24 protein-coding genes are annotated in these 26,502 nt (G+C 70.8%); 14 read left to right on the forward strand and 10 right to left on the reverse strand.

The genetic code is table 11. The annotated features are described in order from the left end of the window. Nucleotides 1–44: 44 nt before the first annotated feature. Nucleotides 45–464, reverse strand: a complete 420-nt coding sequence (locus tag BBA86_RS00370; RefSeq protein ID WP_065569727.1) for a hypothetical protein — start codon at nucleotides 462–464, stop codon at nucleotides 45–47. A 74-nt stretch (nucleotides 465–538) separates the two neighbouring features. Here BBA86_RS00370 and BBA86_RS00375 point away from each other — a divergent pair, with 74 nt between their 5' ends. Further along, nucleotides 539–1,168, forward strand: coding sequence for a DUF1684 domain-containing protein (locus tag BBA86_RS00375; RefSeq protein WP_065569728.1), 630 nt, complete (start codon nucleotides 539–541; stop codon nucleotides 1,166–1,168). On the opposite strand, the gene BBA86_RS00380 is transcribed toward BBA86_RS00375, so the two are convergent. From BBA86_RS00380 to BBA86_RS00395, 4 genes are all read right to left on the reverse strand, one after another. Beyond that, nucleotides 1,153–1,584, reverse strand: a complete 432-nt coding sequence (locus BBA86_RS00380; RefSeq protein ID WP_065569729.1) for a DoxX family membrane protein — start codon at nucleotides 1,582–1,584, stop codon at nucleotides 1,153–1,155. The genes BBA86_RS00375 and BBA86_RS00380 overlap by 16 nt on opposite strands. Nucleotides 1,585–1,787: 203 nt before the next feature. Beyond that, on the reverse strand, nucleotides 1,788–3,263 hold the full coding sequence (locus tag BBA86_RS00385; protein WP_141677814.1) for a serine/threonine-protein kinase: 1,476 nt from the start codon (nucleotides 3,261–3,263) through the stop codon (nucleotides 1,788–1,790). An 89-nt stretch (nucleotides 3,264–3,352) separates the two neighbouring features. After that, the gene (locus tag BBA86_RS00390; protein ID WP_083199383.1) at nucleotides 3,353–3,712 is read right to left on the reverse strand and encodes a hypothetical protein; all 360 of its coding nucleotides are present in this window, start codon (nucleotides 3,710–3,712) and stop codon (nucleotides 3,353–3,355) included. Further along, entirely contained in the window at nucleotides 3,709–5,190 is a 1,482-nt protein-coding gene (locus BBA86_RS00395; protein WP_065569731.1) for a PspC domain-containing protein, read from the reverse strand. The genes BBA86_RS00390 and BBA86_RS00395 overlap by 4 nt, the downstream gene beginning before the upstream one ends. A 113-nt stretch (nucleotides 5,191–5,303) precedes the next feature. On the opposite strand from BBA86_RS00395, the gene BBA86_RS00400 reads away from it, so the two are divergent. The 8 genes from BBA86_RS00400 to ligD all read left to right on the forward strand — a co-directional run bounded on the left by BBA86_RS00400 (nucleotide 5,304) and on the right by ligD (nucleotide 16,091). Then, nucleotides 5,304–6,572, forward strand: a complete 1,269-nt coding sequence (locus tag BBA86_RS00400; RefSeq protein WP_223246984.1) for an ATP-binding protein — start codon at nucleotides 5,304–5,306, stop codon at nucleotides 6,570–6,572. After that, entirely contained in the window at nucleotides 6,565–7,245 is a 681-nt protein-coding gene (locus BBA86_RS00405; protein ID WP_065569732.1) for a LuxR C-terminal-related transcriptional regulator, read from the forward strand. The genes BBA86_RS00400 and BBA86_RS00405 overlap by 8 nt, the downstream gene beginning before the upstream one ends. 65 nt (nucleotides 7,246–7,310) lie before the next feature. Continuing rightward, nucleotides 7,311–8,858, forward strand: a complete 1,548-nt coding sequence (locus tag BBA86_RS00410) for a glycosyltransferase family 2 protein (protein ID WP_223246985.1) — start codon at nucleotides 7,311–7,313, stop codon at nucleotides 8,856–8,858. A gap of 73 nt (nucleotides 8,859–8,931) precedes the next feature. Continuing rightward, nucleotides 8,932–10,035 (forward strand): FUSC family protein, encoded by a 1,104-nt coding sequence (locus tag BBA86_RS00415; protein ID WP_065569733.1) that lies wholly within the window; start codon nucleotides 8,932–8,934, stop codon nucleotides 10,033–10,035. 60 nt (nucleotides 10,036–10,095) lie between these two features. Next, nucleotides 10,096–12,546: an ATP-dependent helicase gene (locus tag BBA86_RS00420; RefSeq protein WP_065569734.1), complete on the forward strand. Its 2,451-nt coding sequence runs from the start codon at nucleotides 10,096–10,098 to the stop codon at nucleotides 12,544–12,546. 99 nt (nucleotides 12,547–12,645) lie between these two features. Beyond that, complete coding sequence (locus BBA86_RS00425) at nucleotides 12,646–13,881, forward strand: hypothetical protein (protein WP_065569735.1); 1,236 nt, start codon at nucleotides 12,646–12,648, stop codon at nucleotides 13,879–13,881. Nucleotides 13,882–13,947: 66 nt separating this feature from the next. Next, on the forward strand, nucleotides 13,948–15,021 hold the full coding sequence (locus BBA86_RS00430) for an SseB family protein (RefSeq protein ID WP_065569736.1): 1,074 nt from the start codon (nucleotides 13,948–13,950) through the stop codon (nucleotides 15,019–15,021). A gap of 56 nt (nucleotides 15,022–15,077) precedes the next feature. Next, nucleotides 15,078–16,091: a non-homologous end-joining DNA ligase gene (gene ligD, locus BBA86_RS00435; RefSeq protein ID WP_065569737.1), complete on the forward strand. Its 1,014-nt coding sequence runs from the start codon at nucleotides 15,078–15,080 to the stop codon at nucleotides 16,089–16,091. Between the two features lie 6 nt (nucleotides 16,092–16,097). On the opposite strand, the gene BBA86_RS00440 is transcribed toward ligD, so the two are convergent. From BBA86_RS00440 to BBA86_RS00455, 4 genes are read right to left on the reverse strand one after another with little or no spacing between them, the layout of a single operon-like run. Next, nucleotides 16,098–17,276: an AI-2E family transporter gene (locus BBA86_RS00440; RefSeq protein WP_065569738.1), complete on the reverse strand. Its 1,179-nt coding sequence runs from the start codon at nucleotides 17,274–17,276 to the stop codon at nucleotides 16,098–16,100. 44 nt (nucleotides 17,277–17,320) lie between these two features. Then, nucleotides 17,321–18,361, reverse strand: a complete 1,041-nt coding sequence (locus BBA86_RS00445) for an ATP-dependent DNA ligase (RefSeq protein WP_065569739.1) — start codon at nucleotides 18,359–18,361, stop codon at nucleotides 17,321–17,323. Nucleotides 18,362–18,414: 53 nt separating this feature from the next. Beyond that, the gene (locus BBA86_RS00450) at nucleotides 18,415–19,641 is read right to left on the reverse strand and encodes an acyl-CoA dehydrogenase family protein (RefSeq protein ID WP_065569740.1); all 1,227 of its coding nucleotides are present in this window, start codon (nucleotides 19,639–19,641) and stop codon (nucleotides 18,415–18,417) included. 58 nt (nucleotides 19,642–19,699) lie between these two features. Then, entirely contained in the window at nucleotides 19,700–20,365 is a 666-nt protein-coding gene (locus tag BBA86_RS00455) for a TetR/AcrR family transcriptional regulator (protein WP_065569741.1), read from the reverse strand. Between the two features lie 74 nt (nucleotides 20,366–20,439). Between BBA86_RS00455 and BBA86_RS00460 the strand changes: the two genes are divergently transcribed. Next, nucleotides 20,440–21,954, forward strand: coding sequence for an FAD-dependent oxidoreductase (locus BBA86_RS00460; RefSeq protein WP_065570144.1), 1,515 nt, complete (start codon nucleotides 20,440–20,442; stop codon nucleotides 21,952–21,954). 1 nt (nucleotide 21,955) lies between these two features. On the opposite strand, the gene BBA86_RS00465 is transcribed toward BBA86_RS00460, so the two are convergent. Beyond that, nucleotides 21,956–22,456 (reverse strand): small multidrug efflux protein, encoded by a 501-nt coding sequence (locus BBA86_RS00465; protein WP_065569742.1) that lies wholly within the window; start codon nucleotides 22,454–22,456, stop codon nucleotides 21,956–21,958. 152 nt (nucleotides 22,457–22,608) lie between these two features. On the opposite strand from BBA86_RS00465, the gene BBA86_RS00470 reads away from it, so the two are divergent. The 4 genes from BBA86_RS00470 to sucC all read left to right on the forward strand — a co-directional run bounded on the left by BBA86_RS00470 (nucleotide 22,609) and on the right by sucC (nucleotide 26,472). Beyond that, on the forward strand, nucleotides 22,609–23,820 hold the full coding sequence (locus tag BBA86_RS00470) for a sensor histidine kinase (RefSeq protein WP_065569743.1): 1,212 nt from the start codon (nucleotides 22,609–22,611) through the stop codon (nucleotides 23,818–23,820). Continuing rightward, nucleotides 23,817–24,419, forward strand: a complete 603-nt coding sequence (locus BBA86_RS00475) for a response regulator transcription factor (RefSeq protein WP_018188894.1) — start codon at nucleotides 23,817–23,819, stop codon at nucleotides 24,417–24,419. The genes BBA86_RS00470 and BBA86_RS00475 overlap by 4 nt, the downstream gene beginning before the upstream one ends. A gap of 3 nt (nucleotides 24,420–24,422) precedes the next feature. Further along, a complete protein-coding gene (locus BBA86_RS00480; RefSeq protein WP_065569744.1) occupies nucleotides 24,423–25,172 on the forward strand; it encodes a phosphotransferase in 750 nt (249 codons plus the stop codon). Nucleotides 25,173–25,305: 133 nt separating this feature from the next. After that, nucleotides 25,306–26,472, forward strand: a complete 1,167-nt coding sequence (gene sucC / locus BBA86_RS00485) for an ADP-forming succinate--CoA ligase subunit beta (protein ID WP_065569745.1) — start codon at nucleotides 25,306–25,308, stop codon at nucleotides 26,470–26,472. The last annotated feature ends 30 nt before the right edge of the window (nucleotides 26,473–26,502 follow it).

A 26,502-nucleotide genomic window follows, 5' to 3' on the forward strand; every position in this document is an offset into this window, starting at 1 on the left:
GGGGGCGGTGCGTCGATGACGCGCCGCCCCTTCGGCATCCGTTCTCACCGCTCGCAGAGGCGGGGCTCGTCTCCCGTGCCGAAGCGGTAGTCGAAGGTGCGATCGTCCGCGCGGACGACGACGCGGTACCCCTCGACGATCGCTTGCGTGTACGCCATGCCCGGCTGCGGGCAGCCGAGCGATCCGTCGGAGAAGTCGACGCGCTCGGAGGAAATCAGTTTCGGATCGCCTGAGATGCCGCGGGACGTGAGGTCGGCCACCAGGGCAGACCACTTCGCCGGCGGGAGATCCGCCGCGGACCCGGTCGGGCTGAGGGGCGCCGGGCTGGCGGTACGGAACGGGGGACGGCTCGCGGTCGGGCTGTCACCGGGGGTGGGCATGGCGGATCCTTCCGTCGCGCAGGCGGTGAGGGTGAGACCGGCCCACACGAGGACCGCCGCAGCGGACGCGAGACGTGTGCGCATGAGGCACCTCCTCCCGGAAGGCTACGCGCGTCCCGCGCTGTGAGGCAGGGGGGTGATGCGCGTAGCCTGAGCCGATGATCCCTTCCGCTGCTCGGACCGCTCTGGACGTCGTCGACTGGCGCCGCCGCGTCTTCGCGCTGTACGCCCAGGTGCGGGCCGCATCTCATCCCGAGGCCGGGCATGAGCTGTGGCAGCGCGGACGGAACGAGCTGCTGGCGCACCACCCTGCGACGCCGATCCTCCCGGAGGACCGACCGGGATTCCGCGGGGTACCGATCGCCCCGTACGACCCGGCCTGGCGATTCGAGGTGCCGCTGCAGCCCGCGGAGCCCGGCGGATTCGAGTTCTCGACCGGGACCGACGGGGTCGTCCCCTTCGAGCGTGTCGCCGTCGTCGAGCTGCAGGGCCTCGGCTCACTCGATGTCTGGCGCCTGACGACCTACGGCGGCGGTCTCTTCATCCCGTTGAGGGATGCGCTGGCCGGTCGTCCGAACGGGACGTACGGCGGCGGCAGGTACCTGATCGACACGATCAAGGGCGCTGACCTGGGAACGGATGCCGAGGCGGGCACGATCGTGCTCGATCTCAACTTCGCGTACAACCCGTCGTGCGCCTACGACCCCGCCTGGGCCTGCCCCCTCGCGCAGCCAGGCAACGTTCTCGCCGCGGAGGTTCCGGTCGGCGAGCGCTACTCGGTCGCCTGACCCCCGACGTCCGGTCGTCCGCGTCGGGCGCGCCAGGCTGCCCACGCGCCGGTCGACCACAGGACCGTGATCACGAGCAGCGGCTGGAAGAGCAGACGGGTGCCGCGAGCAAGGTCGGTATCGAGCCCGAACGCATCGGTTCCCCGGATGAACTGTTCTACGTTCCCGGGGAAGATCGCGATGAAGAACGCCGCAACGATCCACCCGACGGCGACGCGGTACCGTCCGATCACCAGGGCGAGGCCGAGGGCGATCTCGACGATTCCGGAGGCGACGACGACGAAGTCCGTGGGGAGCGGCAACCACCGCGGAACCTGGGCGACGAAGTCGTCGCGCGCGAATGTCAGGTGAGCGGTACCGGTGAACACCAGGCCCGCCCCGAGGAGCAGACGGGCGATCGTTCGGGGCGCGCTCACATCTCAAGCGTAACGACGTCCGGCCCGACGGGGCCGTCCCCGGACGTAGACGCGACGGCGGGAGTCGAACCCGCTGCACATCCGGTATGACCCGGTGCCCGGAACCACCCGGACCGTCGCGATGATGTCACGCTAACCCGGACGGCCGACGTCGCTTCGGCGGATGACCGCACATGACGCGTCGTGTCGGCGTGTGACGCGGCTCACCGATCCTTCTTGCCGTTGCCGTTGCCGTTGCCGTTGCCGTTGTTGCCGTTGCCCTTGCCGTCGTTGCCGTTGCCTTTGCCCTTGCCGTCGTTGCCGGTGGTCTTGTCGCCGTGGACCGCGGAGTTCTCGTTGGCGCGCTCCTTTGCGGTCTGGTTCGCGTTCTCCTGAGCGGGCCGGCCGGGGGACTCGCGGTCTGCGTCCGTCGGCGTCGGATCCGACACCCGGGACTCCTGCTCATCCGCCTGCGCGCCGCCCGAGGTGTCGAGCGTCACGACGGCCTGCTCGCCGCCGTCGACGACGAGCTCGGCGGGGGCGGGCGTGGGAGCGGTCGGTTCGCTGATGGTCTGTTCGGGAGCCGGACGGCCGCCGGGGGCGCCGTCGGCCCACCAGGAGCTCATGAGGACGATGTGGATCGCGGCGACGACGCCCACGGCGCCGGCGAGGATCCACGCGCGCGAGCGGCGCATGCGTCGCCGCGACCGGGTCGCACGGCCGGCGCTCCCCCGTGTGATGACCTCGGACATCGGGGTGCCCGCGGCGACCGTCGCGGTCGGCGCACCCATCGCCGCGATGTCGAGCGCTTGCGTCTCCTGGTCGAGCGTCGAGATCGCCGGGCGCGGGACTCGGACGAGGTTCGTGGGGAGGGACCGTGCCCGCAGCGCCACCTCTCCCGCGGTGGGTCGATCGCGGGGGTCTCGCGCGATCATCTCGCCCAGCAGCGAAGACCATTCCGGTCCCAACCACGCGGGGATGTCCGGTGTCTCGACCAAACGCGCCATCACGCGACCGATGCCCGATGCCTCGGGGAACGCGCGATCGCCCGTGATCGTCTCGAGAGCGAGAAGCCCCAGTGCGTAGACGTCCGCCGGAGGGCCGGCGGGTTCGCCGCGCACCTGCTCGGGTGCGAGGTACGCGGCAGTGCCGATCACCGTTCCCGGCGTCGTGTGGCGTGTGCTGTCCGCGAGGTACGCGACACCGAAGTCGGCGAGCTTCGCCCAGAACCGGCGTCCGGAGAGCGTCGCGGGCGCCAAGAGGACGTTCGAGGGCTTCACGTCGCGGTGGACGATGCCGGAGCGGTGGACGACATCGAGCCCCGAGGCGAGTTCACCGACGAGGCCGGCCGTCTCGGCGGCATCCAGCGGTCCGTCCTGCAGTGCGACGGCGAGCGACTCGCCCTCGACGAACTCCATGACGAGGTACTCGGGTTGACCCGGAACGATCTTGGCGTCGTAGAGCGTGACGAGGGAGGGGTGGTTCAGGGAGGCGAGCAGCGACATCTCCGTGCGCGCGCGGGGCAGGATGGCCGGGTTCTCGGACTCGGCACGCATGATCTTGATCGCGACCGTGCGCCCCAGGACGACGTCCTCCGCGCGGAAGACACGCGCCATGCCGCCCTGCCCGACGCAGGGACCGAGGATGTACCGTCCGTCCAGCATGCCCGAGGTGGCGGGCTCATCGGACGGTTCGGTCACGGCCACTCCTGCGGATACTCCGAACGCGAACGTCCGTCCCTACGCCGCCCGGGGTAAAGCGACACCACGAACGTAGGGCGTCGACCGCGTCAGGGCTGGTGGGTTGACTCGCGCCCGGATTGATGTAAGCGGCGCTGTGAGAAAAACCGTTGCGCAGCCCGCAGGAGGCCCGCGAGACCGGCGACGGCCACCAGCCCGCCGACCATGAGCAGACCGATCGCCACAGCCGAGCCGATTTCCGCGTCCGCGACTGCGTCGATCAGGGCGGCCGTCGCGCGGGTCGAGGAGGTGACGGCGTACCCTCCGGCGGCGATCGCTGCGAACGTGAGGCCCCACACGATGGCGGCCCAGCGGGTCCGTGGCCCGCCGGTCCGAGGAGCGGATGCCGCGGGTCCGTCGGTGTTCGCAGGGTCGAGATCGTCGAGCGGGGCAGCGGGTGCCGTGGTCATGACGGGTTCCCTTCGGAGTCGGGGGTGTCGGCCATCTCGATCTGGATGTAGTCCGAGTCCTGTTCGAGGAGCAGCTTCTGCGTCGTCCGCGGTGCATCGGTGTCGCCCAGGGTGACGGTGTAGCGGGTCCGACCGTCCGGGAGCGAGGTGACGACGATTCCTTCGATGTCACTCAGCCCGACGTATCCATCCGCGACGTACATGCCGCCGCTCGCATCAGCGGTGACGATCTCGAGATCCACGCGTACTCCCTCATCCACCGTGACGTATGTCGCCCCGAAGCGCTTCTGGATGTGCATCGTGCCGTCGCGGCCGGTGTCCTCGAGGCTGACCCACAGCGTGCCCCACGGCTGCCTGAACGTGCCGGCGGGGGCGCCGACGTTCGACACGCTTCCGGTGTAGACGTTCAGTTCCCGCCCGACCGTGACTCCGACCGCCGTGACACCCCCGAGGAGAGTGATCGCGGTGACGAAGGCGAGGAACCCGCTGCGGCGTCGCAGGGCGCCGGCGACCGTCATGGCTCCGGCGAGGACCAGCGCCGCGACGAACAGCCCGGCGGCGACCGGGTCGCCCCCGGCCGCCGACAGTGCGACGACCGTCCCCACGATCACCGCGGCCCCGAGGGCGAGCGCCACGAACGCGAGCGGAGCCCTGGGCGCGACCGCCTGTCGCTCCCGGCGGCGCTCCGCCGCTTCGGCCGCGAAGGCCGCGGCGGCTTCCTGACGCTCGCGGCGCAACTGGTCACGGGCGACGCGCGCGGCATCCTGCTGCGCCCGGCGCCACTCCTGATCCTGTTCCTTCCAGGCGGCGTGCTGCTCACGCCACCGCACGAGGTCGTCCTCCGTCGCGGGGCCGCTGGGGGTCGCCGGTTCGGCCGGTACATCGCGCTCGACGGGCGGCTCGGCGGAATCGGGCTCGGCGGCGTCCGGCTCGGCGGCGTCCGGCTCGGCGGGGGCTGCGGTGGCTCCCGCGGCGCTCCGGTCGCGCCGCGGTGCGTCGACCAGGACGGCCACGACCGAGAACGCGATCGCCGCAGCGGCGAGGAGGAGGATGCCCGCACCGATGTCGCCGAACCACGCGCCGCCGAGGAGAGCCAAGCTCGGAATGCCCACCAGGAGGGGCAGCGGTGCGGGGACGAAGGATGCGGCGACGAACAGAAGTGCGCCGATCTGCCCCACGTGGAAACGGCGATACCAGGCCTCCTGCGCAGGGATGCGGCCCGCAGTGTCGGGGAGGAGCGCCCAGGCAGCGCCGTAGACGAGCGTCACCGGGAAGCCGATGATCGCGAGGACCACGAGGATGCCGCGCACGATCAGCGGATCGACACCCCATCGCGCGGCGACTCCGGCGGCCACCCCGCCGAACCAGCCGTCCATGCGCATGACGCCGAGGCTGGAGGTCCATCCGAAGAAGCGGTCGCCGCGTCCGGGGGCGGGAGACGGATCGACGGGCGGAGCGCTGGTCTGCGACGAGGACATGTTTCGAGCATTGCCGGGGTGGGGCCGGCCCGCTATCAGGGGTGACCCTGATCCGTCCCTGATACCTCTTCCGGAGGATGTCCTCCGACCGGGGCCGATGGTTTGATGTGGACATGTCCTCCCTTGCGACCGCGCCGGATGCCGCGGCCCGGCCGGTGCGCCCGATGCGCCCGACCCGGCGCCCCGCTCGGCCGGCGCTCGCGCGACCGCGGGTCATGGCCGTGACCGGTGTCGCCGCCGGGCTCGCCGAGCACCTCGGCACGTCCGCGATGCGCGTGCGGGTGCTGGTCGTCGCCGCCACCCTCGCGGGAGGCGCGGGCGCCCTGTTCTACGTCTGGTGCTGGATGTTCATGCCGATGGCCGCGGGCGAGCAGACCCCGACGCGTCGCGTCCCCGTGGCGTGGCTACTGATGTGCGGCGCGGGCATAGCCGTCGCGGGGGTCCTGGCGGCGGCGCAGCAGGACGCCGTCGTGCGGGTCGACCTCCCGCCCGTCGGGCCGCTCGGATACACGTGGGTGTTCTGGTCGACCGGGCCGTGGGCGTGGACGGCGACGATGGCGGCGACCGCGGCGGGCGTCTGGGGCGGCGTCATCGACCGCGTCGACCCGGCCCGCGGTCCGCGTCACGCGGTGGTGGTGCGCGTCCTCGCCGTCGTCGTCCTCGCGGTCGTGTTCCTGGCCGTCCTCCCGCTGGGTGACGTGCGCGGCGTGCGCGCCGTCCTCGGCGAGCTCGTCCTGCCCCTGATCGGCGCGGTGATCATCGCGGCATCCGCTCTGCTCCAGGCCTGGCGCCAGCTCGTCGACGATCGCATCGGACGGGTGCGCGAGGAGCAGCGCGCGGCCATGGCGGCGCACCTGCACGATTCGGTCCTGCAGACGCTGGCGCTCATCCAGAACCGCTCGGGGGCCTCGAGCGAGGTGTCGCGCATCGCGCGCGCCCAGGAGCGGGAGCTCCGCGCCTGGCTCTACGACGGCGATTCGCCCGCCGACAGCGACCTCGCGACGGACCTGCGGGATTACGCGGGCGCCCTCGAACTCGACTACCCGGTGCGCATCGAGGTCGTCTCGACCGGCACCTCCACCGAACGGGCGAGTGGCGAGCTCGCCGCCGCGGCGCGAGAGGCGATGCTCAACGCTGCGCGGCACGCCGGCGGTGAGATCTCGGTGTACATCGAGGGGGCGGCATCCGCCGTCGACGTCTTCATCCGCGACCGCGGCGCCGGCTTCGACCCGGCCGCGGTTCCGGCCGACCGCTGGGGGGTGCGCGAGTCGATCATCGGACGGATGCGGCGCAGCGGCGGGACGGCGGCCATCCGCTCGGCTCCGGACGTCACGGGCACCGAGGTGCGGTTGAGCCTGCCGACGGGAGGACGGCGTGACTGACGCGGCGACGGCAGGAGAGCCCCTGCGCGTCGTCATCGTCGACGACCATTCGATCTTCCGGTCGGGGCTGCGGGCCGACCTCGACCCCTCCGTCCTCGTCGTCGGCGAGGCTGCGGACGTCGACAGCGCCGTGGCGGTCATCGCCGCGGAACGGCCCGACGTCGTGCTGCTCGACGTGCATCTGCCGGGAGCCGAGGGGACAGCTCACTCGCTCGGGGGCGAGGCCGTCATCGTCGGGTCGGCGGGAACAGGGACGCGCTTCCTCGCTCTCAGCGTGTCGGATGCCGCCGCGGACGTCGTCCGGGTCATCCGCGCCGGTGCGCGCGGGTACATCACGAAGGGGTCCTCCGGCGCGGACGTCAGTCGCGCCGTGCACGCGGTCGCGAGCGGGGATGCCGTGTTCTCGCCGCGGCTGGCGGGATTCGTTCTGGACGCCTTCGGCGCCGCGGCGGGGGAAACCGCCGCTGTCGACGACGAGCTCGATCGGCTGTCGGGCCGCGAGCAGGAGGTCATGCGCCTCATCGCCCGCGGCTACGCCTACAAAGAGGTCGCGCAGGAGCTGTTCATCTCCATCAAGACTGTCGAGACCCACGTGTCGTCGGTACTTCGGAAGCTGCAGCTGTCGTCTCGCCACGAGCTGACCGCGTGGGCGTCCGAGCGGCGGCTGCTGTGACGCGCTCCGGTCCGCAGTCCGCGCCGTTCCAGAAAAAAGATTCTATGTATACATATACTCCGTATGTGATTTCCCATTTCCGGAACCGAGCATCGACTCTTCTGGTCGGCGCCGTGTGGGCGGCTCTCGTGTCCCTCGTCTTCCTGTGGGCGGGCCCGCAGGCATCTCCACTGGCTATGGCTTTCGCCGTCGCGAGCTCCGTCACGTGGATCGCGGGCGGACGGGCAGCGGGGCTGTGGTTGCGTTCGTCGGGCAGGCGCCGCGGTCCCGCCGCCCCGGCCGCCGGAGGGGCCGAGCGGATCGCCCTGCTCGTGTGCGTCTGCAACGACCTCGACGAAGCGGCGGTCATCCGAAGCTCCCGTCAGGACGTTCCCGTCGACGTCATCCTGCTCGACGACTCGACGGACGCCGGCGTGAGAGCACGCGTCGACGGGCTCGCCGCCGCCCGCGGGTGGCAGGTCATCCGCCGGGAGGTCCGTTCCGGCTTCAAAGCCGGCAACCTGAACGCCGGGATCGCACGGCTCCGCGGCCGCTACGACGCCTACCTCATCTGCGACAGCGACGTCGTCCTGGACGCCGGAGTCGCGCGGGTCTGCGGGTCGGAGCTCGCCGACCCGACGGTCGCCGTCGCACAAGCCTCGCCCGCGGCATCCGTCGGCAAGACCCGGTTCGCCCGCTACTTCGGGCCCCTCCTCGCCACCCACCTCGGCGTCACCCGACGCGGACGGGGAGCGCACGGGGTCACCGCGTTCCTCGGGCGCGGCGCGCTCGTTCGCGCTGCGGCCATCGACGACGTCGGTGGCTTCCCCGAGGCTGTCGCCGAGGACCTCGCCATGACCGTGCGGCTGCGACGCCGCGGGTGGCGGATCGTCGACGCCGACGTCGCCTTCACCGAGGACTATCCGATCGACTACGCGGCCTTCCGCGTCCAGATGCGCAAGACCGCCGAGGGGGCCGTCGAGTTCCTGCGTCGCCCCGGTCGGATGCGGGGACTCCGTGTTCGCGAAGCGCTGGACCTGGCGCTCGAGACGGCACTCGTCCCCGTGACCGCGCTCGCCGGGGCTGCGACCCTCGTGACGGGGGCCGCGCTCGCCGGTACCGGGACGCCGCCTCCGATCTGGGTGATGGTCGTCTCCGCCGTCGCCGCAGCGGCGCCGCTCCTTCCCGAGGCCGTGCGCCGGGCGCGATCGCAGCGACTCGCCGCGGGGATCGCCTTCGCGCTGGCCGCGGGCCTGCTCTACGCCTCCACGACGTTCGTCGTCCTCGCCGCGGTCGTCCGCACCGCACTCGGCCGGCGCGCGACCTTCTGGGTGACGCCCAAGACCACATCCCGGCGCGGGGTGGCGGAGACGGCGGCGCTGCTCAGGGACGAGATGCTCCTCGTCCCGTTGCTCGCGGTCGGTGCCGTCCTCGTCTCGGGCTCGCTGCTGGCAGCGGGAGGACCGCTCGGGCCCGCCGCCCTGGCCGCGCTCTTCACGATCGGCATGGTGCGGCGCGCGCGCACCGAACGGGTACTCGTGTCGGTGCCGTCCTCTCGCCGCCCGGCGACGGTGCCGTACCGCTCGCCGGCGCCGGCAGCCTTCCCGGCTCGTTCGCGCACGCTCGCCAGCTGAACGCGCGTACGCCGACGACCCCGCGGACGCAAGGGGCACCCTCGGATGCCGCGGACCCCGGTACCGTTCCCGCATGTCGCGCACCACCCCCCGCCTGACGGCGGCGCAGTTGGCGCTCGGCCTGCGCCGAGCCGGCGGAGACGTCTTCACCCCGCGACGCCTGATCCTGGCACTCAAGACCGCCGTCGCCGCGGGGGTCGCCTGGTTCTTCGCGCCCCTCGTGCCGTTCGCCGATGCCGAGTACTCGTACTATGCGCCCCTCGGTGTGCTCGTGAGCATGTACCCGACGGTCGCCGATTCCGCCCGCGCCGGCGTCCAGTCGCTCGTCGGCCTGGCCTGCGGGATCGCCATCGGGTTCGGCGGGCTCGCCCTCGTCGCCGCAGGAGCGCCCGGGATCGTCGCCCTCGCACTCGTGGTGCTCGCGGGAGTGGCGCTCGGCGGCATCCGTGCCCTCGGCGTCGGACGCGACTGGGTGGCCCTCGCGGGCCTGTTCGTGCTGCTGCTGAGCAAGAACGATCCCGACGGGTTCTCGTCCTCGTATCTCGCGACGATGGCCTTCGGCGTCCTGGTCGGGGTCGTGGCGAACTTCGTGCTCGTTCCGCCCCTCTATCTGCAGTCCGCTCGCGACCGACTGTCCGAGCTGCGTGCGGCCGTCGCATCCTCGCTCGACCGGGCGGCGGACTCCGTGGGGAAGGGCGAGCCGGACGTCGCGAGCCTGCGCGAGGACGGCGACGCGCTGGCGGAGCTCGCGATCGCCGTGGCCGCCGATGTGGACGAGGCATCCCGGTCCGAGCGGGCCAACATCCGCGCGCGGGGCGTCGGCGGGGTGCACGACGAGAACGCCCAGCGGTGGTGGGGACTGGAGCGGGCGACCTACCTCACCCGTGATCTGCTCGACGTCCTCGGACAGCACGATCGTCTCGATGATCGGCACGGCGATACCGCCCTGCTCGATGCCGCGCTGCGGCGGGTCGCGGAGCTCATGGCCACGCCGCCCGCCGACGACGAGATGTCCGCGAGGGTGGATGCTGCGTGGCGTGCCATCGACGCCTATGCGGAGTCTCTGCCCACCCCCGATGCCGCCGCGGACGCGCACGACCAGCCGGGGGTGTGGCTCGCGGCGACGCTCGGGCGCATCACCGACATCTCGCGGCGGGTGTCCGACGCGCTCGCCTGATCGCGCTGCGAACGGATGCCGGGCGTCGGTGTCGGCGGTCGAACGTAGACTCGTGGGGACATGAGCGACTCCATCAAGCCCGTCATCGTCGGCGCCGGAGCGCCCCGTCCCGCGGGCGATTCCCGCCCCGACGAGGACCTCCTCGCCGGCCTCAACCCGCCGCAGCGCGAGGCCGTCACCCATCGCGGGCCGGCGCTGCTGATCGTCGCGGGCGCGGGCTCCGGTAAGACGAGCGTGCTCACGCGTCGTATCGCCTCGCTCCTGCGCACCCGCGAGGCCTATCCGAGCCAGATCCTCGCGATCACCTTCACCAACAAGGCTGCGGGCGAGATGCGCGAGCGCGTGCGTCAGCTCGTCGGTGACAGCGCGCAGGGTATGTGGATCTCCACCTTCCACTCCGCCTGCGTGCGCATCCTGCGCCGTGAAGCCGACCAGTTCGGCTTCACGAAGAGCTTCACGATCTACGACTCGGGCGATTCCCGGGCCCTCATCAAGCGCCTCGTCAAGGAGCACGAGGGCGACTCGTTCGGCTTCACCCCCGCCGCCGTGCAGGGCCGGATCTCGAAGCTCAAGAACGAGTTGGCGGATGCCGAGTCCTACGCCCGGCAGTCGAACATGAGCGACCCCGCCGAGCGCGTCTTCGTCGACATCTTCGCGGACTACCAGCGCTCGCTGCAGAAGGCGAACGCCTTCGACTTCGACGACCTCATCGCGCAGACCGTCTACCTCTTCCGCGCGTTCCCGCACGTCGCCGATGTCTACCGCAAGCGCTTCCGGCACGTCCTCGTCGACGAGTACCAGGACACGAACCACGCCCAGTACGCGCTCATCCACGAGCTGACCCGGCCCGTCGTCGGCAAGGCCGGGGACGCGTTCTCCAGCGGCGGCATGATGATCTTCGAGCCCGACGAGGCCCCAGAGGTCGAGGGGGCGTCGCTCACCGTCGTCGGCGACTCGGACCAGTCGATCTATGCCTTCCGCGGCGCGGACATCCGCAACATCAGCGAGTTCGAGCGCGACTTCCCCGGAGCCAAGGTGGTGCTCCTCGAGCAGAACTACCGGTCGACGCAGAACATCCTGTCGGCGGCCAACGCCGTCATCGGCCACAACTTCGACCGCAAGGACAAGAAGCTCTGGACCGACGTCGGCGACGGCGAGCCGATCATCGGCTTCACCGGGTACTCGCAGCACGACGAGGCGCAGTTCGTCGCCGACGAGATCGAGGCCCTGCATAGAAAAGGCGTCGACTACTCGCAGGTCGCGGTCTTCTATCGGACGAACTCCCAGTCCCGCGCGCTGGAGGAGATCTTCATCCGCTCGGCCGTCCCGTACAAGATCATGGGCGGCACCAAGTTCTACGACCGCGCTGAGATCAAGGACGCCATGGCGTACCTCATCGCGGTGGCGAACCCGGCCGACGAGATGGCGGTGCGCCGCATTCTGAACCGGCCCCGTCGCGGCATCGGCGACGTCACCGAGACCGCGATCGCCCGGTACGCGGCATCCGAAGGCATCACCTTCCGCGATGCCCTGGCGAACGCGTCCGCGCTCGGCGTCGGGGCGAAGGTGCAGAAGGCCATCGCCGAGCTGGACGCCGTCCTCGCCGAGGCATCCGAGATCATGCTCCCGAGCTCGGGCGAGATCGCGCCGTCGACGTCGGTGACCGAGGGGCTGCGGGTCCTGCTCAACAAGTCCGGCTACTACGACGCGCTGCGGATGTCGAAGGACCCGCAGGACGAGGCACGCGTCGAGAACCTCGACGAGCTCGTCGCCGTGACGCGCGAGTTCGCCCGCAACAACCCCGACGGGACGCTGCTCGATTTCCTCACCGAGGTGACGCTGGTGTCGGATGCCGATGACCTCGACGACGCCAGCGGTTCCGTCTCGCTCATGACGATGCACACGGCGAAGGGACTCGAGTTCGACGCCGTCTTCGTCACGGGTGTCGAGGAGGATCTGATCCCGCACCGCATCTCGGCGGGAGAGCCCGGTGGCCCGCAGGAGGAGCGACGCCTGTTCTACGTCGCGCTCACGCGTGCCCGCAAGCGACTCCATCTGTCGCTCGCGATGACCCGCGCGCAGTTCGGCGAAGTCTCGGCGGCGATGCCGAGCCGGTTCCTGCAGGAGATCCCCCACGAGCTCATCGACTGGCGGCAGTCGCCCGGCGACGTGAACTCGCGCGGCGGGACGCAGTCCCGAGCCCTCAACGGGCGGTCCGGCGGAGGGTCCCGGTTCGGCGGGTCGAGCCGATACGGCGACGATCTGGTGCCGCTCCCGCCGCGGGAGAAGTCCGACGCGCTGGCGAAGTTCGCCAACCGCATTCCGGCCAAGATCCGCGACAACGGCGACATGGAGCTCGCGGCGGGCGACCGCATCCGTCACGACGACTTCGGCGAAGGCAAGGTCGACATGGTGACGGGGGAGGGTGCGAAGCGCGTCGCCCACGTCCGCTTCGACGCCGCAGGCCCGAAGAAGCTGCTGATCAAGGTCGCGCCGATCACGAAGCTCTGAGTGCGCAGTCGCGGTCTGGCGTTGTGTCAGACTGTGCTCAGCGATTCGCTGGGAATTCGCTGATAGCACGCGATGGGGATCGCGGGACTGGGGAAATGAATGGGCGCATCGCTGCGCCGTCGTACGGTTGCGCTCGCAGCCGGCGCGGCACTTCTGACGGGCACGATCTGGGCGCTGCCGCAGGCAGCCCTCGCTGACGACGCGGCTCCGAGCGGTGTCATCAGCGGGAAGGTGACGGGCGATCAGATCGCTGCCGGTGACGGACTCGCGACTGCATGGCTCGACACCGGATCTCACTATGAGGTCTACCACGGGTCGATCAACGCGAACGGCACCTACGCGATCACGGGACTTCCGGCAGGCACCTACCACGTAGGTTTCAACGAGCTCGGATACGACGACGGTGACACCGTCACCAGCTGGATCGAGTGGTACGACGACTCGCTGACGCTCGCGGGCGGCAAGGGCGTGTCGGTGAGCGATGCGCCGGTCACTGGCATCAACGCGAACGTCGATTGGGTCGGGAAGGTCGCCAGCAACCCGGTGATCTCCGGCTCGGCGGTCGTCGGCAGCAAGCTCTCGGTGTCGCGCGGCGCGTGGCCCGCGGGTACGGAGCTCCAGTACGCGTGGTTCGCGGGCGACGACCTCCTGCAGGACGGCACCTCCGCGTCGATCACCCTCGGTGCGAATGCCGTGGGCAAGCGTGTGTCGGTCGACGTCTACGCGTCCCTCTACCCGACGGGCACGCCGTCGGATGAGACCCTCCAGTTCAAGCGCACTCTCGAGACCGCACCTGTCAAGGCAGCCGCGCTCCAGTCGAGCACGCCGTCGATCAGCGGGACGGCCACGGTGGGCGGCACCCTCGCGGCGAAGACGGGCACCTGGGCGAAGGGGACCGCCTTCTCGTACCAGTGGTACGCGTCGGGTAAGAAGATCAACGGCGCGACGAAGTCGACGTACAAGGTCGGGTCCTCCCTCGTCGGCAAGAACATCACCGTCACGGTGACCGGGAAGAAGGCCGGCCACGTCACGACCTCGAAGGCTTCCAAGGCCACGGCGAAGGTCGCGTTGTCAGCGACGCCGACGATCTCGGGGAGCGCCAAGGTCGGTCAGAAGCTGACGGCCAAGCCCGGTCGGTGGACCGCTGGTACGCGCCTGACGTACCAGTGGTACGCGAACGGCAAGGCGATCTCGAAGGCGACGACATCGACCCTCACCGTGCCGTCGAGCCTCAAGGGCAAGAAGATCACGGTCAAGGTCACCGGCACGAAGTCCGGCTACGCGACGGTGAGCACCACCTCGCGCGCCACCGCCGCCGTCGCTGCCAAGCGATGACGGGATGCGGGTCGCGCACAGCTGAGCTCTGCGCGACCCGTATCGCATCGCGCGTACGCTGAGCACATGGCTCTGTTCTCCCGCCGTCCGAAGAAGAACTCCGACGGATCCGACGAGGTTCCCGTCGACGCGCAGGCGGACGTGTCCGACGTCCAGCAGGACGTGAGCGCCGCGGTCGCCGCGGAGCAGGCGGATGCCGAGGACGTGCCCTTCGTGCCGATCTCGATGTCGACGTACGGTCAGCCCGTGCCGCCGCCCGTGCAGCAGCGGTTGCCGCAGGTCGAGGAGACCGCCCCCGAGCGGACCGAGGGGCGCCCGGGCATGCCCGACAACTCCCTCCTCCTCGCTGCTCTCACGGAGGCGCCCGAAGAGCCCGACAACGCGGCCATCCTGGGCGTCACGCGCCAGGCACTGCAGGGCACGCTGTACCTGCGCATCATGGGCGACGCGCAGGCGCAGGTCGCTGCGGGGGAGCCCCTGCGCCTTGCGATCTCGATCATCAACGACAAGAAGTTCCTGCTCGCCTACACGGGTGCCGCCGCACTCCAGGCGGGCCTGGGGGACGACCCGGAGGCCGCGAACACGTCGGTTCTCGGCCAGCCTGCTCAGAACGTGCTTCGGAACGTGGTCGACGCGGGCTACGACGGGATCGTCTTCGATCACGCCGGGCCCGGTCGTCGCATCATCCTGCCGACGGGCCTCGTCTCGCGTGCTCTCGACCAGGCCGACCCCGACTTCACCATCAAGAACCTGCTCGCCGGTCCGCGGACGCCCGAGACGGCGCGCGCCGTCGTCGACGCTCTCGTCGCCCGCGGTGCGTGGATCGCAGCAGGCAGCCGTCCCGACGGGAGCATGGGCGTCGCTGAAGCGCGGTCCGCCGAAGGTACCCGCTACCTGCAGGTGTTCTCCCACCCGCTCGAGATCCTGACCCTCCGTCGTGAGGATCAGCCCATGCCGCTGACCGCGGCGCAGCTCGGCGAGGCTCTGAAGAGCGAGCCGGAGCTCAGCGGCTTCCTCGTCGACGCCGCGGGGCCGTGGATCCGCCTCGAGCGGGAGGAGCTCGACCCGCTCATCACGATCGCCGACGCCGCTGAGACCGTCGATGCCGCCGCAGAGTCGACGGAACCCGACGAGGACTGACGACTCGAGGTTCAAGCCCCTGTCGCCCGGGGCAGCCCGCACCTAGGGTGAGCGGCATGGCATCGGAGCGGATCACCCTGCAGCTTCCCGGAGGCAGAGAACTGTCGCTGTCGAGCCCGAACCGCATCGTGTTCCCGGAACCCGGCATCACCAAGCACGAGCTCGCTGAGTACGTGATCGCAGTCGCGGAGGCGTTCCTTCGCGCGAACGGGCACCGACCCGTCTCGCTCGAGCGGTTCCCCGACACGGTGGACGGGGAGAGCTTCTTCTCGAAGAACCCGCCGAAGGGCGCACCCGACTACGTCGACCAGGTCATGTGCACCTACAACAGCGGACGGCGCCATCCGCAGGTCGTGCTCGACGAGACCGCCGCGGTGGTCTGGGCGGTGCAGATGAACACGGTCGTCTTCCACCCGTGGGCCTCGCTCGCGGCCGACACGGACAACCCCGTCGAACTGCGCATCGATCTCGACCCGCAGCCGGGCACGGACTTCGCCGATGCCGCGGCGGTCGCGCCGGTCCTGCGCGAGGTGCTCCGTGAGGCGGGGCTCGAGTCCTGGCTCAAGACGAGCGGCAATCGCGGCATCCACCTCTTCTGTCCGATCGAACCGACGCACGAGTTCCTCGACGTACGCCATGCGGTGATCGCCGCGGGTCGCGAGGTGGAGCGACGGATGCCGGAGAAGGTCACCACCAACTGGTGGAAGGAAGAGCGCGGGGAGCGCATCTTCATCGACTTCAACCAGGCGAACCGTGACCGCACGATGGCCGGTGCCTACAGTCCGCGCGCGCTCCCCGGTGCGACGGTCGCCACTCCCATCACGTGGGACGAGCTCGCCGACGGCGTCGATCCGGCGTCGTTCACGCTGCGGACGGTGCCCGATCGGCTCGCGGCGATCGGTGATCCGTGGGAGGACTTGCAGGGCTCACCCGGCCGGATCGATACGCTGCTCGAGTGGTGGCAGCGCGACCTCGAGGCGGGTCTCGGCGAGCTGCCGTTCCCCCCGGAGTTCCCCAAGATGCCGGGAGAGCCGCCGCGGGTGCAGCCGTCTCGCGCGAAGAAGGACTGACGGACGTCAGCTCGCGGTGACCGTGTCGACCTTCTCCTCGACCGGCGGACGACGACGCGCCCAGCGGGCCGGCGTGGTCGGGCCGTCCCACACCTGGATGATGCCCCAGACGGCGGCCGTGAGCGGGACCGCGAGGATCGCGCCCACGATGCCGCCGAGGACGGTGCCGATGGTGAGGGCGATCAACACCGCGAAGGCGTGCAGCTTCATCGACCGGCCCATGAGGACGGGCTGAAGGAAGTTGCCCTCGAGCTGGTTGACGAGCACGACGATGCCGACCACGATCAGGGCGATGACCCAGCCGTGGGTGACGAGGGCGACGAGGGCGGCGAGGATTCCGGCGACCGTGGCTCCGACGATGGGGATGAAGGCCAGCAGGAAGACGAGCACGCCCAGCGGGATGGCGAGCGGGATCTGCAGGATGAGCAGACCGATCGTGATGCCGATCGCATCGACTGCGGCGACCGAGGCCGTCCCCCGCAAATAGGCGCCGAAGGTCTGCACCGTCTTGTGTCCGACCCGGACGGCGCGGTCGTAGTCCGACCCGCGGAAGGGGCGGATGAGGAACTCCCAGAGCTTGGGGCCGTCCTTCAGGAAGAAGAACAGCGTCACGATCATGAGGACGAGCCCGGTGAGGAAGTTGGCGACGGCGCTCACTCCGGCGAGGGCGCCGGAGCCGAACTGCGCGCTGGTGAGGAAGTCGGTCGCCGACGCCACCCACTTGTCGATCTGGGACTGATCGATGTCGAACGGCAGGGTCTTGCTCCAGTCGAGAACACTCTGGAACCCGTCCTGCGCCTGCTTCGACAGCTCGTCGAACTGGTTCTGCACGGCGTTGACGACGAGCCACGAGACGCCGCCGAGCACGAGGACGAAGCCGAGCAGCGTGAGGAGGGTCGCGAACACCGACGGGATGCCGTGGCGCCGCAGCCGTCCCATGACGGGAGCTGCCGCCGAAGCCACGATGAGTGCGAGGAGAACGGGGATCACGACGACGGTGAGCTGCAGCATCCCGAGGATCAGCGCCGCGACGATGGAGACGACGATGATCACCTGCAGCGAGCGGGTCGCGAGGGTGCCGAAGCCGTCGGACCACATGCTCGCGGGCTTGCCCGCCGTGGCCGTGCGGACGGGCCGCCCGTCGTCGAGACGCACAGAGCGGGGAGAAGACGAGAAGAGGCCCATGGTGCGACCCTACCGATCCGTCTTCCGGCGTGACGGCCCTTGACTCAGTCGAGCACGTCGGCCAGGTCGTACGCCGACACGGTCTCGAGCTGGTCGAATCGGCAGGATGCGGCATCCCGATCGGGGCGCCATCGCTGGAACTGCACCGTGTGCCGGAAGCGGTCGCCCTCGAGCTGGTCGTACGCCACTTCGAGCACGCGGTCAGGGCGGAGTCGCACGAAGGACGTGTCCTTCGATGCCGCGAACCGCGACCGGTCCGACTCGCCGGTCACCGCCTCGCCGTCGTCGTCGCGCACGACGAGCGGGGCGAGCTCGTCGATGAGCTCCAGACGGCGCGCGTTGCTCCACGCGGCCACCCCGCCCACCTGGCGGAGGTTCCCGTCACCGTCGTACAGGCCGACGAGGAGCGACCCGACGCCGTGCCCGCTCTTGTGGATGCGGTAGCCGACGGCGACCACGTCTGCGGTCCTGGCGTGCTTGATCTTGAACATCGCCCGCTTGTTGGGGGCGTACGGCAGCGCGAGCGGCTTCGCGACGACGCCGTCGAGGCCGGCGCCCTCGAACTCGGCGAGCCACGTCTCGGCGAGGTCGGGATCCGTCGTGGTGCGGGTCAGGTGGATCGGGTGCGGCACGTCGCGCAGCAGCTCCTCGAGCTGCGCGCGCCGCTTCGCGAAGGGCTCGTCGCGCAGGTCGCGGTCGCCGCGGGCGACCAGGTCGAAGGCGACGAACATGGCCGGAGTGGTCTCGCTCAGCATCGCGACGCGGGATGCCGCGGGGTGGATACGCTGCGACAGCTGCTCCCACTGCAGACGCTGCGAGCCCGGTTCGCCGTCTGCGACGACGATCTCGCCGTCGAGCAGGCACGGCTCCGGGAGGAGCGCCGATACCGCGTCGACGAGCTCGGGGAAGTACCGGGTGAGGGGCTTCGAGCCGCGCGATCCGATCTCGACGTCCGAACCGTCCCAGCCGATCAGTGCACGGAACCCGTCCCACTTCGGTTCGTAGAGCAGCCCGCCGGGCGTCTTCGCCGGATCGGGGATCGCCGGAACGGACTTCGCGAGCATCGGCGCGGGGATCTCGTACATGCGCTCATCCTGCCCGCCCGGCATCCTCACCGGAACGGGGTTGCGCGGCGCGCTCAGGCGAAGGCGCTCACGCCGGTGATGTCGCGCCCGAGCAGCAGCGCCTGCACCGACTCGGTGCCCTCGTAGGTGTGAATGGCCTCGATGTCCGCCATGTGCTGCATGACCCCGTTCTCGAGCAGGATGCCGTTGCCGCCCAGCAGGTCGCGCGCGATCGCGGCGACCCGGCGTGCAGCGCGCGTGTTGTGGAACTTCGCGAGCGATGCCTGCGTAGGTCGCAGCCCGCCGACCGCCTCGAGGTCGGCGAGGCGACGGCAGTACAGCTGCATCGCGGTGAGGTCCTCGAGCATGTGCGCGAGACGCTCCTGCACCATCTGGAAGCGGGCGAGAGGTTTGCCGAACTGGACGCGCTGCTGCGCGTACTGCAGCGCCGCCTCGTAGCAGGCGGTCGCGTGGCCGAGTGCCGACCAGGCGACGCCGGAGCGGGTCGCGTACAGGACGGTCGAGGCGTCCTTGAAGGTCCGCGTCCCCGGGAGGACAGCGTCGGCGGGGACGCGGACGTCGTCGAGGGCGATGTGGGCCTGATGGATGCCGCGCAGCGACGCCTTGCCTCCGATGACGGTGCCGGTGTAGCCGACGCGGTCCTGCTCGACGAGGAAGCAGCGGACGTTGCCGTGGTGCTCGTCGCCCTCGTCGTCGACGCGCGCCCACACGAAGGTGATGCCACCGGACGCGCCGTTGCCGATCCACTTCTTCGCGCCGCGCACCACCCACTCGTCGCCGTCGCGGCGGGCGACCGTCTCGAGCGAGACGGAGTCCGACCCGTGGTCGGGCTCGGTGAGCGCGAAGGCTGCGGGCACCTCGAAGCGCGCCACCGCCGAGAGCCAGCGGTCCTGCTGCTCGGGGCTGCCGAACAGGGCGAGGGTGCGCAGGGCGAGCCCGCCCTGGACCGCGAGGACCGTGCCGAGAGATCCGTCGCCGCGCGAGACCTCCATGTTGACGAGCCCTGCCGCCAGCGGCGAGAAGCGCGTCAGGCGAGGGTGGTCGATGCCGTCGTTCAGGAGGTCGAGCTCGCCGAAGCGCCGTGCGATGTCGAGCGGGTAGTCCGCGGCATCCCATGCGTCCCGCATCCGGTCGCCGAGTTCATCGACGAAACCCTGCGCGCGCTCCCAGACGGCGCGGTCCGCGTCGGGGATGTCGGTGAAGACGGCGTAGTAGTCGGTGTCGAGGCGGCCGAGCACGTCGTAACGGCCGGCGGCGTCACCGGGCAGGGGAGTGGTCATCGCGCCAGGATACGCGCGGTTGGGATCGAGTTCCACATCACGTGGAACGGCGTACCACCTACTCGCCGAGCGCGCCGAGCCGGCGAGCGACCTCGGCGGGAGGCATCCGTCGGGGGAAGGTCGCGACGACGATGTCGTCGTCCGCGGCGGGCTCCGGCTCGGGGTGCACGCCGAACCGGCGCAGCAGCTCGTCGTACGCGGTCTCGAGGACGGCAGCAGGCACCCGCGCCGAGCCACGCAGCAGGCGACGCAGCACGTGGTTGTGTACGGCGGTGACGGCGGCGGCGAACGCGACGGCGTCGACGGGATCGAGCCCCGGAACCGAACGGCGCAGGTACTCGTCGAAGACACGCTCGTAGCGGAAGACCGTCACGATCTCGCGGTCGCGCAGCGAGGGCACCTGCCGGACAACGGCGTACCGCCGGCGGGCGACCTCGGGGTCCGACGCGAAGTGTCGGAAGATCTGCACCGACGCCTCGCACACCGCCGCCCACGGGTTCTCGTGCGTCTGGGAGAGGTACGCGCGCAGTCGATCGAGCAGCAGCTCGTGGTCGGCGAAGACGACATCGTCCTTGCCGCCGAACTGTCGGAAGAACGTCGAGCGCGACACCCCCGCCGACTGCGCGATCTGCTCGACCGAGGTCTGCTCGTAGCCGTGCTCCGCGAAGAGCGCGAGCGCGGCGGCCACCACTGTGCTGCCCGTGGGACGGAGGTCGTCGGCCATGGAGGGAAGCCTAGTGCGCACCCCGTTCTGTCAAGGGCCGTGCCCCGATGCGCGTGCTCGCCTTGACTCGGCGCATGTCCTCCCTGTGGAAGCAGCACACGTTCGAGACCTCCGGCACTCCCTTCGAGCCCGACGCCCGACACGAGGTCGTGGTGATCGGTGCGGGGCTCACCGGCCTCGCCACCGCGTACGAGTTGGCGCGCTCCGGCGTCGACGTCGCTCTCCTGGAACGCGGCGGCATCGGCGAGTTGGCCTCGGGGTCCAACACGGGCAAGGTGTCGCTCCTGCAGGGCACGACGCTCTCGTCGCTGCGCTCGGGGCACCCGGCATCCCTCGTCCGAGCGTACGTCGATGCGAACCGCGACGGGCTCGCGTGGATGACGGACACCGCCCGCCGGCTCGGCGTGCCGCTGACCTCCCGGACCGCCTACACGTACGCGCAGGGAGACGAGGGGAAGCGCTCCGTCGTGAAGGAGTACGACGCCGCCCGCGAAGCGGGGCTCGCCGTGCGCCTCGCGGAGGAGGACGAGCTGCGAGCCGCTGCCGTCCCGATGGCCGCCGCCGTCGCACTCGACGATCAGCGGGCCGTGGATCCGATGAGGATGCTCGCGGCGCTCGCCGACGCTTTCGTCGCCGCGGGTGGCACGCTCCACTTCGGCGTGGACGTCAACGGGGTGAAGGTCTTCCCCGAACCGCGCGTCGAGACCGATCGGGGCACGATCTTCGGTTCGCGCGTCGTGGTGGCCACCGGCATCCCGATCCTCGACCGCGGGCTCTACTGGGCGAAGGTGAGCGGGATGCGGTCCGCCTGCGTGTCGTTCACCCTCACCGCGCCCCTCCCCGACGGCATGTACCTCTCCGCCGACGAGCCGACGCGCTCGGTCCGGACCGTCCTCCCGGAAGACGGGCCCGCCGATCTCGCGCAGATCGTCGTCGGCGGCGCGGGTCACCCGGTCGGGCGAGCCGAGTCTGAGCGCGCGATGCTCGACGAGCTGTCGCTCTGGGCGCAGCAGACCCTGCCCGTCGGGGAGGAGACCCACCGCTGGTCGGCCCAGGACTACACGTCGCACAACCGCATCCCGTTCATCGGAACGATGCCGCGCTCGCTCGGACGGGTCCGCTTCGCGACGGGTTACGCGAAGTGGGGACTCACGAACGCCCCCGCGGCGGCTCTGCGCATCGTCAGCGAGCTGCGCGGCGAGAAGATGCGCGACCGCCCGCGGTGGATGACGCAGCTCGGCACGCGTCTCACGATGCCGGCCGACATCGCACAGGGCGCGGCCGAGAACGCGAAGGTCGGCCTGGCCGCCGCGAAGGGGTGGGCAGGGGCCGAAGCGGAAGCGGTTCCCGTGCCGCAGCCCGCGGAGGGGGAGGGCGTCGTCGCGCAGCGTGCCGGCCGTCCGGTCGCGATCTCGACCACGGACGGGCAGACCCGCGCCGTGAGCGCGGTCTGTCCCCACCTCGGCGGGATCCTCGAGTGGAACGACCTCGAGTGCACGTGGGACTGCCCGTTGCACGCGTCGCGCTTCACGGCATCCGGAGACCGCATCGAAGGCCCCGCGACGCGAGGCCTCCGACCCGTCGACTGAGTCAGGATGCCGCGGCGATGACACCCGTGATGATGAGTGTCACGAGGGTCGTCCACAGCACGATCGCGGCGCCCTGCCAGAACAGCACGGTGCGAGTGGGGACGCCGGTTCCCTTCAGTGCCGCGGCCGTGAACTGCGTCGGGAGGATGAGAGGACCGAGGAGACTCACGCCCGGGGTCCCGTAGCGGTGGTAGGCCTTCTGGAATTTCTCCGAGCGCGCCGATGGGGCCTTCTCCGCTGCTCCGGCGCGGGTGGTCACGGCTGTGCGCACCCGCGCGGTGGCGAGGACGACGACAGCCACGCAGAGGAAGTTGCCCGCCGCGCCGGCGATCGCGGCGACGACGGGGTGGATGCCGCCCACCACGCCGATCGCTGCGGCCCCCTCACCTTCGATGAAGGGGACGGCACCGGCGAGCGCGACGACGAGCGGTTGTACGAGGTCGGGCATCTGCGCCACCAGGTCCTGGAAGCCGGCGACGAGGTCGGAGACGGGGTTCGACATGGTGTCCTCTCGGGTTCGGCGACCGGATCTCGTATCGCCGTGACCCCAGTCCACCGGCTCGGATGCCCGCGCGGCAGTGTCGCCGAGTCACCTTCGGGCGGGAGGTTCCGGGGGCGGAGGGGTGACATTCGTCATGGTCGTACTGTGGCCGTGTGACCACGCCCGACCCGACCCCGACGCGGACCGCCGCCTCGCTCGCGCGCGGCGTCGCGGCGACGGGGTGGTACATCGCCACATCGATGGTGTTCTTCCTGCTCGGCACCCTCGTCGTGTGGGGACTGGTCGTGCTCGTCGCCCGCGAGGGGTGGCGCAGCCCCGTCGCCCTCGGCGCTTACGTCGGCTCGGCGGCGATCGTCGTGACGGCCACGGTCCTGCTCCTCGCCCGCTATCGCCGCGACGGCGACCTCGACGACGGCGATCGGCCGTCCTGGCGACGCCGATTCCTCTCGCTCCCGGTCGTCGCGGCAGTGCTTGCTTCGGTCCTGCTCGGGGTCGTGGCGGGCTCCGCGCTCCTCGGCGCCGCGCTGGTCGGCGCCACCCTCTGCCTCGTCCGCTGGGGGCCCGGCATCCGGTGGCGCGGTGTGGTGCTCCTCGAGATCGCCCTCGTCGTCCTCTGGGTGGTCGAGCAGACCGGGTCGACGTCGCGGAGCGACGCGTTCGTGCTCGTGTTCTTCGCTGTCGCGCTCCCGATGACGCAGGCGCTCTCCCTCTGGTCGTGGGACGTCGTCCTCGAACTCGACCGCGCCCGCCGGACCGAGGCGCGCCTCGCCGCCGTGCAGGAGCGGCTCCGTCTCGCCGGCGAGCTCCACGACCTGCAAGGGCATCACCTGCAGGTCATCGCTCTCCAGCTCGAACTCGCCGAGCGCATGATCCAGCGTGATCCGGATGCCGCAGCCCGCCAGATCGCGCTGGCGCGGACCTCCGTCGACGAGGCCCGAGACGGCACCCGCGCGCTCGCCGGACGCTTCCGCGGCGTCCCCCTGCCCGACGAGCTCGCCAACGCAGCCGACGTGCTGCGGGCGGCGGGGCTGACGGTCTCCCTCGACGTCGCGCGGGACGCGGCATCCGCTCCCGCCGACCTGCTGGGACCCGTCATCCGCGAGTGCACGACGAACGTGCTCAAGCACGGCGGCGGGGCCTGGGCGAGGCTCGGGCTCGAGCGGGTCGGCGACGTGTGGCGTCTCACGATGGCGAACGACCCCGGGGCGGGGTCGACGATCGGGTCGGGCGCGGGACTCGAGGGCATCGCGCACCGGGTCGGCGTGGCCGGCGGTGACGTCGCATCGCGTCGGGACGACGATCGGTTCGACGTCGTCGTCACGGTTCCGGCCGAGGCGGCATCGGTGAGGGAGGGGACAGGATGATCCGGGTGCTCATCGCCGACGACGAGGACATGATCCGGACGGCTCTGGCGACGCTCCTCGCGCTCGAGGAGGACCTCGAGGTCGTCGCCGAGTGCGCCGACGGCGAGACGGCCGTCTCCCGTGCGCTCGAACTGCGCCCGGACGTCTGCCTGCTCGACCTCGAGATGCCCGGGATCGACGGGGTCGAGGCGGCCGCCCGCATCCGCCAGCGGATCCCTGCCCGCTGCGTCGTCGTCACCCGGCACGCACGTCCCGGAGTCCTGCGGCGCGCCCTCAGCGCCGGCGTCGACGGCTTCGTGCCGAAGTCCCGTCCCGCCGGCGACGTCGCCGCCGTGATCCGCGAGGTCGCCGCCGGGCGCCGCTACGTCGACCCCGAGATCGCCGCGGATGCGCTCAGCGACGAGCGCTCGCCGCTGACCGACCGCGAGCTCGACGTCCTGCGCGCCGGTGCCCGCGGCGAGACGATCGCCGACATCGCGGCATCCCTCCATCTGTCCTCTGGGACGGTTCGCAACCACGTGTCGTCGATCCTCGGCAAGCTCGGGCTCGCGACACGGCAGCAGGCGGCGATCACGGCGCGCGAACGCGGCTGGATCTGACGGATGCCGGACGAAGAAGTCCTCTCCGGCGGCAACGCGAGCGGCGCCGTCGTCCGGATCGGCGACACCGTCCGCAAGCCCTGGACGGCGTCGACGGCGAGCGCCACGGCATACGTCCGCGCACTCCGCGACGACGGGATCGATGCGCCCGAGCCGCGGGGACGCGACGAGGGGGGACGCCAGGTGATCGAGTTCGTCCCCGGCGAGCTCGCGATCGAGCGGGGACCGATGCCGCCGGACGACCTCCACCGCGTGGGGATGATGGTGCGCGCGATCCACGATGCGAGCGCCGCCTACGTCGTCCCCGCGGGGAGCGTGTGGCAGAGCGCGATCGCTGCCCCGGGGGCCGAGCTCGTCTGCCACAACGACCTCGCACCGTGGAATCTCGTGCAGGGGGAGCGGTGGGTGTTCATCGACTGGGATGCCGCAGCCCCCAGCACCCGGCTGTGGGACCTCGCGTACGCCGCGCAGTCCTTCGCGCTCAACGACACCTCGGTGCCGCCGGACGACGCCGCCCGGGGATTGGCTGCCTTCGTGGACGGGTACGGCGCCGGTACCGCGCTGCGTTACGGGCTGCCGGAGGCGATGGTCGAGCGCACGGCGGCCATGCACGAGCTCCTCCGCCGTTCCCACGGGACCGGAACGGAGCCGTGGTCGTCGATGTTCGTGCAGGGGCACGGGGACCACTGGCGGTGGGCCACCGCGTACGTCGAGCGCCATCGCGAGGTCTGGGCGAGGGTGCTGCGGGAGTGATCCCCCCCGCCGGACGAGGGGGCCGGGCGCGGGGCACTCAGGCGCGGGTAGTAGGCTTTTCGACCGGGCGATCTCTCGACATCGAGATAATTCCGCGCCCGTCACCCCCACCGTCGCCCAGCGAAGGATTGCAGTGGACCTTTACGAGTACCAGGCACGAGACCTGTTCGAGAAGTACGAGGTGCCGGTGCTCGCCGGCATCATCGCCGACACCCCTGAGGAGGCGAAGGCGGCTGCCGAGAAGATCGGCGGTGTCGTCGTCGTGAAGGCTCAGGTCAAGACCGGAGGTCGCGGCAAGGCCGGCGGCGTCAAGGTCGCCAAGACCCCCGACGAGGCCTACGCGGCAGCCGAAGCCATCCTCGGCCTCGACATCAAGGGCCACGTCGTCCAACGCGTCATGGTCGCCCAGGGCGCCGACATCGCCGAGGAGTTCTACTTCTCGGTGCTGCTGGACCGCTCGAACCGCTCCTACCTGAGCCTCTGCTCGGTCGAAGGCGGCATGGAGATCGAAGAGCTCGCCGTCGAGCGTCCCGAGGCGCTCGCGCGCGTCGAGGTCGACCCGCTGCAGGGCATCGACAAGGCCAAGGCCGTCGAGATCGCGAAGGCTGCGAACTTCCCCGAGGGCCTCGTCGAGAAGGTCTCGGACGTGTTCGTCAAGCTCTACGACGTCTACAAGGGCGAGGGGGCGACCCTCGTCGAGGTGAACCCGCTCGTCCGTACGGGCGCCGGCGACATCGTCGCCCTCGACGGCAAGGTCTCGCTCGATGAGAACGCCAGCGAGGTCCGTCACCCCGAGCACGAAGAGCTCGAGGACAAGGGTGCCGCCGACCCGCTCGAGGCGAAGGCGAAGGCATCCGGCCTCAACTACGTCAAGCTCGACGGTCAGGTCGGCATCATCGGCAACGGCGCGGGTCTGGTCATGTCGACCCTCGACGTCGTCGCCTACGCCGGCGAGAACCACGGCGGCGTCACGCCCGCCAACTTCCTCGACATCGGCGGCGGCGCGAACGCTCAGGTCATGGCGTCGGGCCTCGACGTCATCCTCGGCGACGAGCAGGTCAAGAGCGTTTTCGTCAACGTCTTCGGCGGCATCACGTCGTGTGTCGCCGTCGCCGAAGGCATCGTGAAGGCCCTCGAGATCCTCGGCGACGCGGCCACCAAGCCGCTCGTCGTCCGTCTCGACGGCAACCAGGTCGAAGAGGGTCGCGCGATCCTCGCCGAGGCGAACCACCCGCTCGTCACGCTCGCCGCAGGTATGGACGAGGGCGCCGACAAGGCCGCCGAGCTGGCGAACGCCTGAGACGCGCCGAGACTACCGAGACACAGGGAC

Source organism: Microbacterium oleivorans (assembly GCF_001691565.1).
GTDB classification, from domain to species: Bacteria; Actinomycetota; Actinomycetes; order Actinomycetales; family Microbacteriaceae; genus Microbacterium; species Microbacterium oleivorans_B.

What these genes read in the sequence shown, in the direction of transcription:
- BBA86_RS00425 (WP_065569735.1), top strand. Translation starts at nt 12,646, where the DNA reads ATGGGCGCATCGCTGCGCCGTCGTACGGTTGCGCTCGCAGCCGGCGCG.
- BBA86_RS00475 (WP_018188894.1), top strand. Translation starts at nt 23,817, where the DNA reads ATGATCCGGGTGCTCATCGCCGACGACGAGGACATGATCCGGACGGCT.
- BBA86_RS00400 (WP_223246984.1), top strand. Translation starts at nt 5,304, where the DNA reads ATGTCCTCCCTTGCGACCGCGCCGGATGCCGCGGCCCGGCCGGTGCGC.
- BBA86_RS00480 (WP_065569744.1), top strand. Translation starts at nt 24,423, where the DNA reads ATGCCGGACGAAGAAGTCCTCTCCGGCGGCAACGCGAGCGGCGCCGTC.
- BBA86_RS00430 (WP_065569736.1), top strand. Translation starts at nt 13,948, where the DNA reads ATGGCTCTGTTCTCCCGCCGTCCGAAGAAGAACTCCGACGGATCCGAC.
- BBA86_RS00450 (WP_065569740.1), bottom strand. Translation starts at nt 19,641, where the DNA reads ATGACCACTCCCCTGCCCGGTGACGCCGCCGGCCGTTACGACGTGCTC.
- BBA86_RS00445 (WP_065569739.1), bottom strand. Translation starts at nt 18,361, where the DNA reads ATGTACGAGATCCCCGCGCCGATGCTCGCGAAGTCCGTTCCGGCGATC.
- BBA86_RS00460 (WP_065570144.1), top strand. Translation starts at nt 20,440, where the DNA reads ATGTCCTCCCTGTGGAAGCAGCACACGTTCGAGACCTCCGGCACTCCC.
- BBA86_RS00440 (WP_065569738.1), bottom strand. Translation starts at nt 17,276, where the DNA reads ATGGGCCTCTTCTCGTCTTCTCCCCGCTCTGTGCGTCTCGACGACGGG.
- ligD (WP_065569737.1), top strand. Translation starts at nt 15,078, where the DNA reads ATGGCATCGGAGCGGATCACCCTGCAGCTTCCCGGAGGCAGAGAACTG.
- BBA86_RS00370 (WP_065569727.1), bottom strand. Translation starts at nt 464, where the DNA reads ATGCGCACACGTCTCGCGTCCGCTGCGGCGGTCCTCGTGTGGGCCGGT.
- BBA86_RS00375 (WP_065569728.1), top strand. Translation starts at nt 539, where the DNA reads ATGATCCCTTCCGCTGCTCGGACCGCTCTGGACGTCGTCGACTGGCGC.
- BBA86_RS00395 (WP_065569731.1), bottom strand. Translation starts at nt 5,190, where the DNA reads ATGTCCTCGTCGCAGACCAGCGCTCCGCCCGTCGATCCGTCTCCCGCC.
- BBA86_RS00455 (WP_065569741.1), bottom strand. Translation starts at nt 20,365, where the DNA reads ATGGCCGACGACCTCCGTCCCACGGGCAGCACAGTGGTGGCCGCCGCG.
- BBA86_RS00420 (WP_065569734.1), top strand. Translation starts at nt 10,096, where the DNA reads ATGAGCGACTCCATCAAGCCCGTCATCGTCGGCGCCGGAGCGCCCCGT.
- BBA86_RS00415 (WP_065569733.1), top strand. Translation starts at nt 8,932, where the DNA reads ATGTCGCGCACCACCCCCCGCCTGACGGCGGCGCAGTTGGCGCTCGGC.
- BBA86_RS00390 (WP_083199383.1), bottom strand. Translation starts at nt 3,712, where the DNA reads ATGACCACGGCACCCGCTGCCCCGCTCGACGATCTCGACCCTGCGAAC.
- BBA86_RS00465 (WP_065569742.1), bottom strand. Translation starts at nt 22,456, where the DNA reads ATGTCGAACCCCGTCTCCGACCTCGTCGCCGGCTTCCAGGACCTGGTG.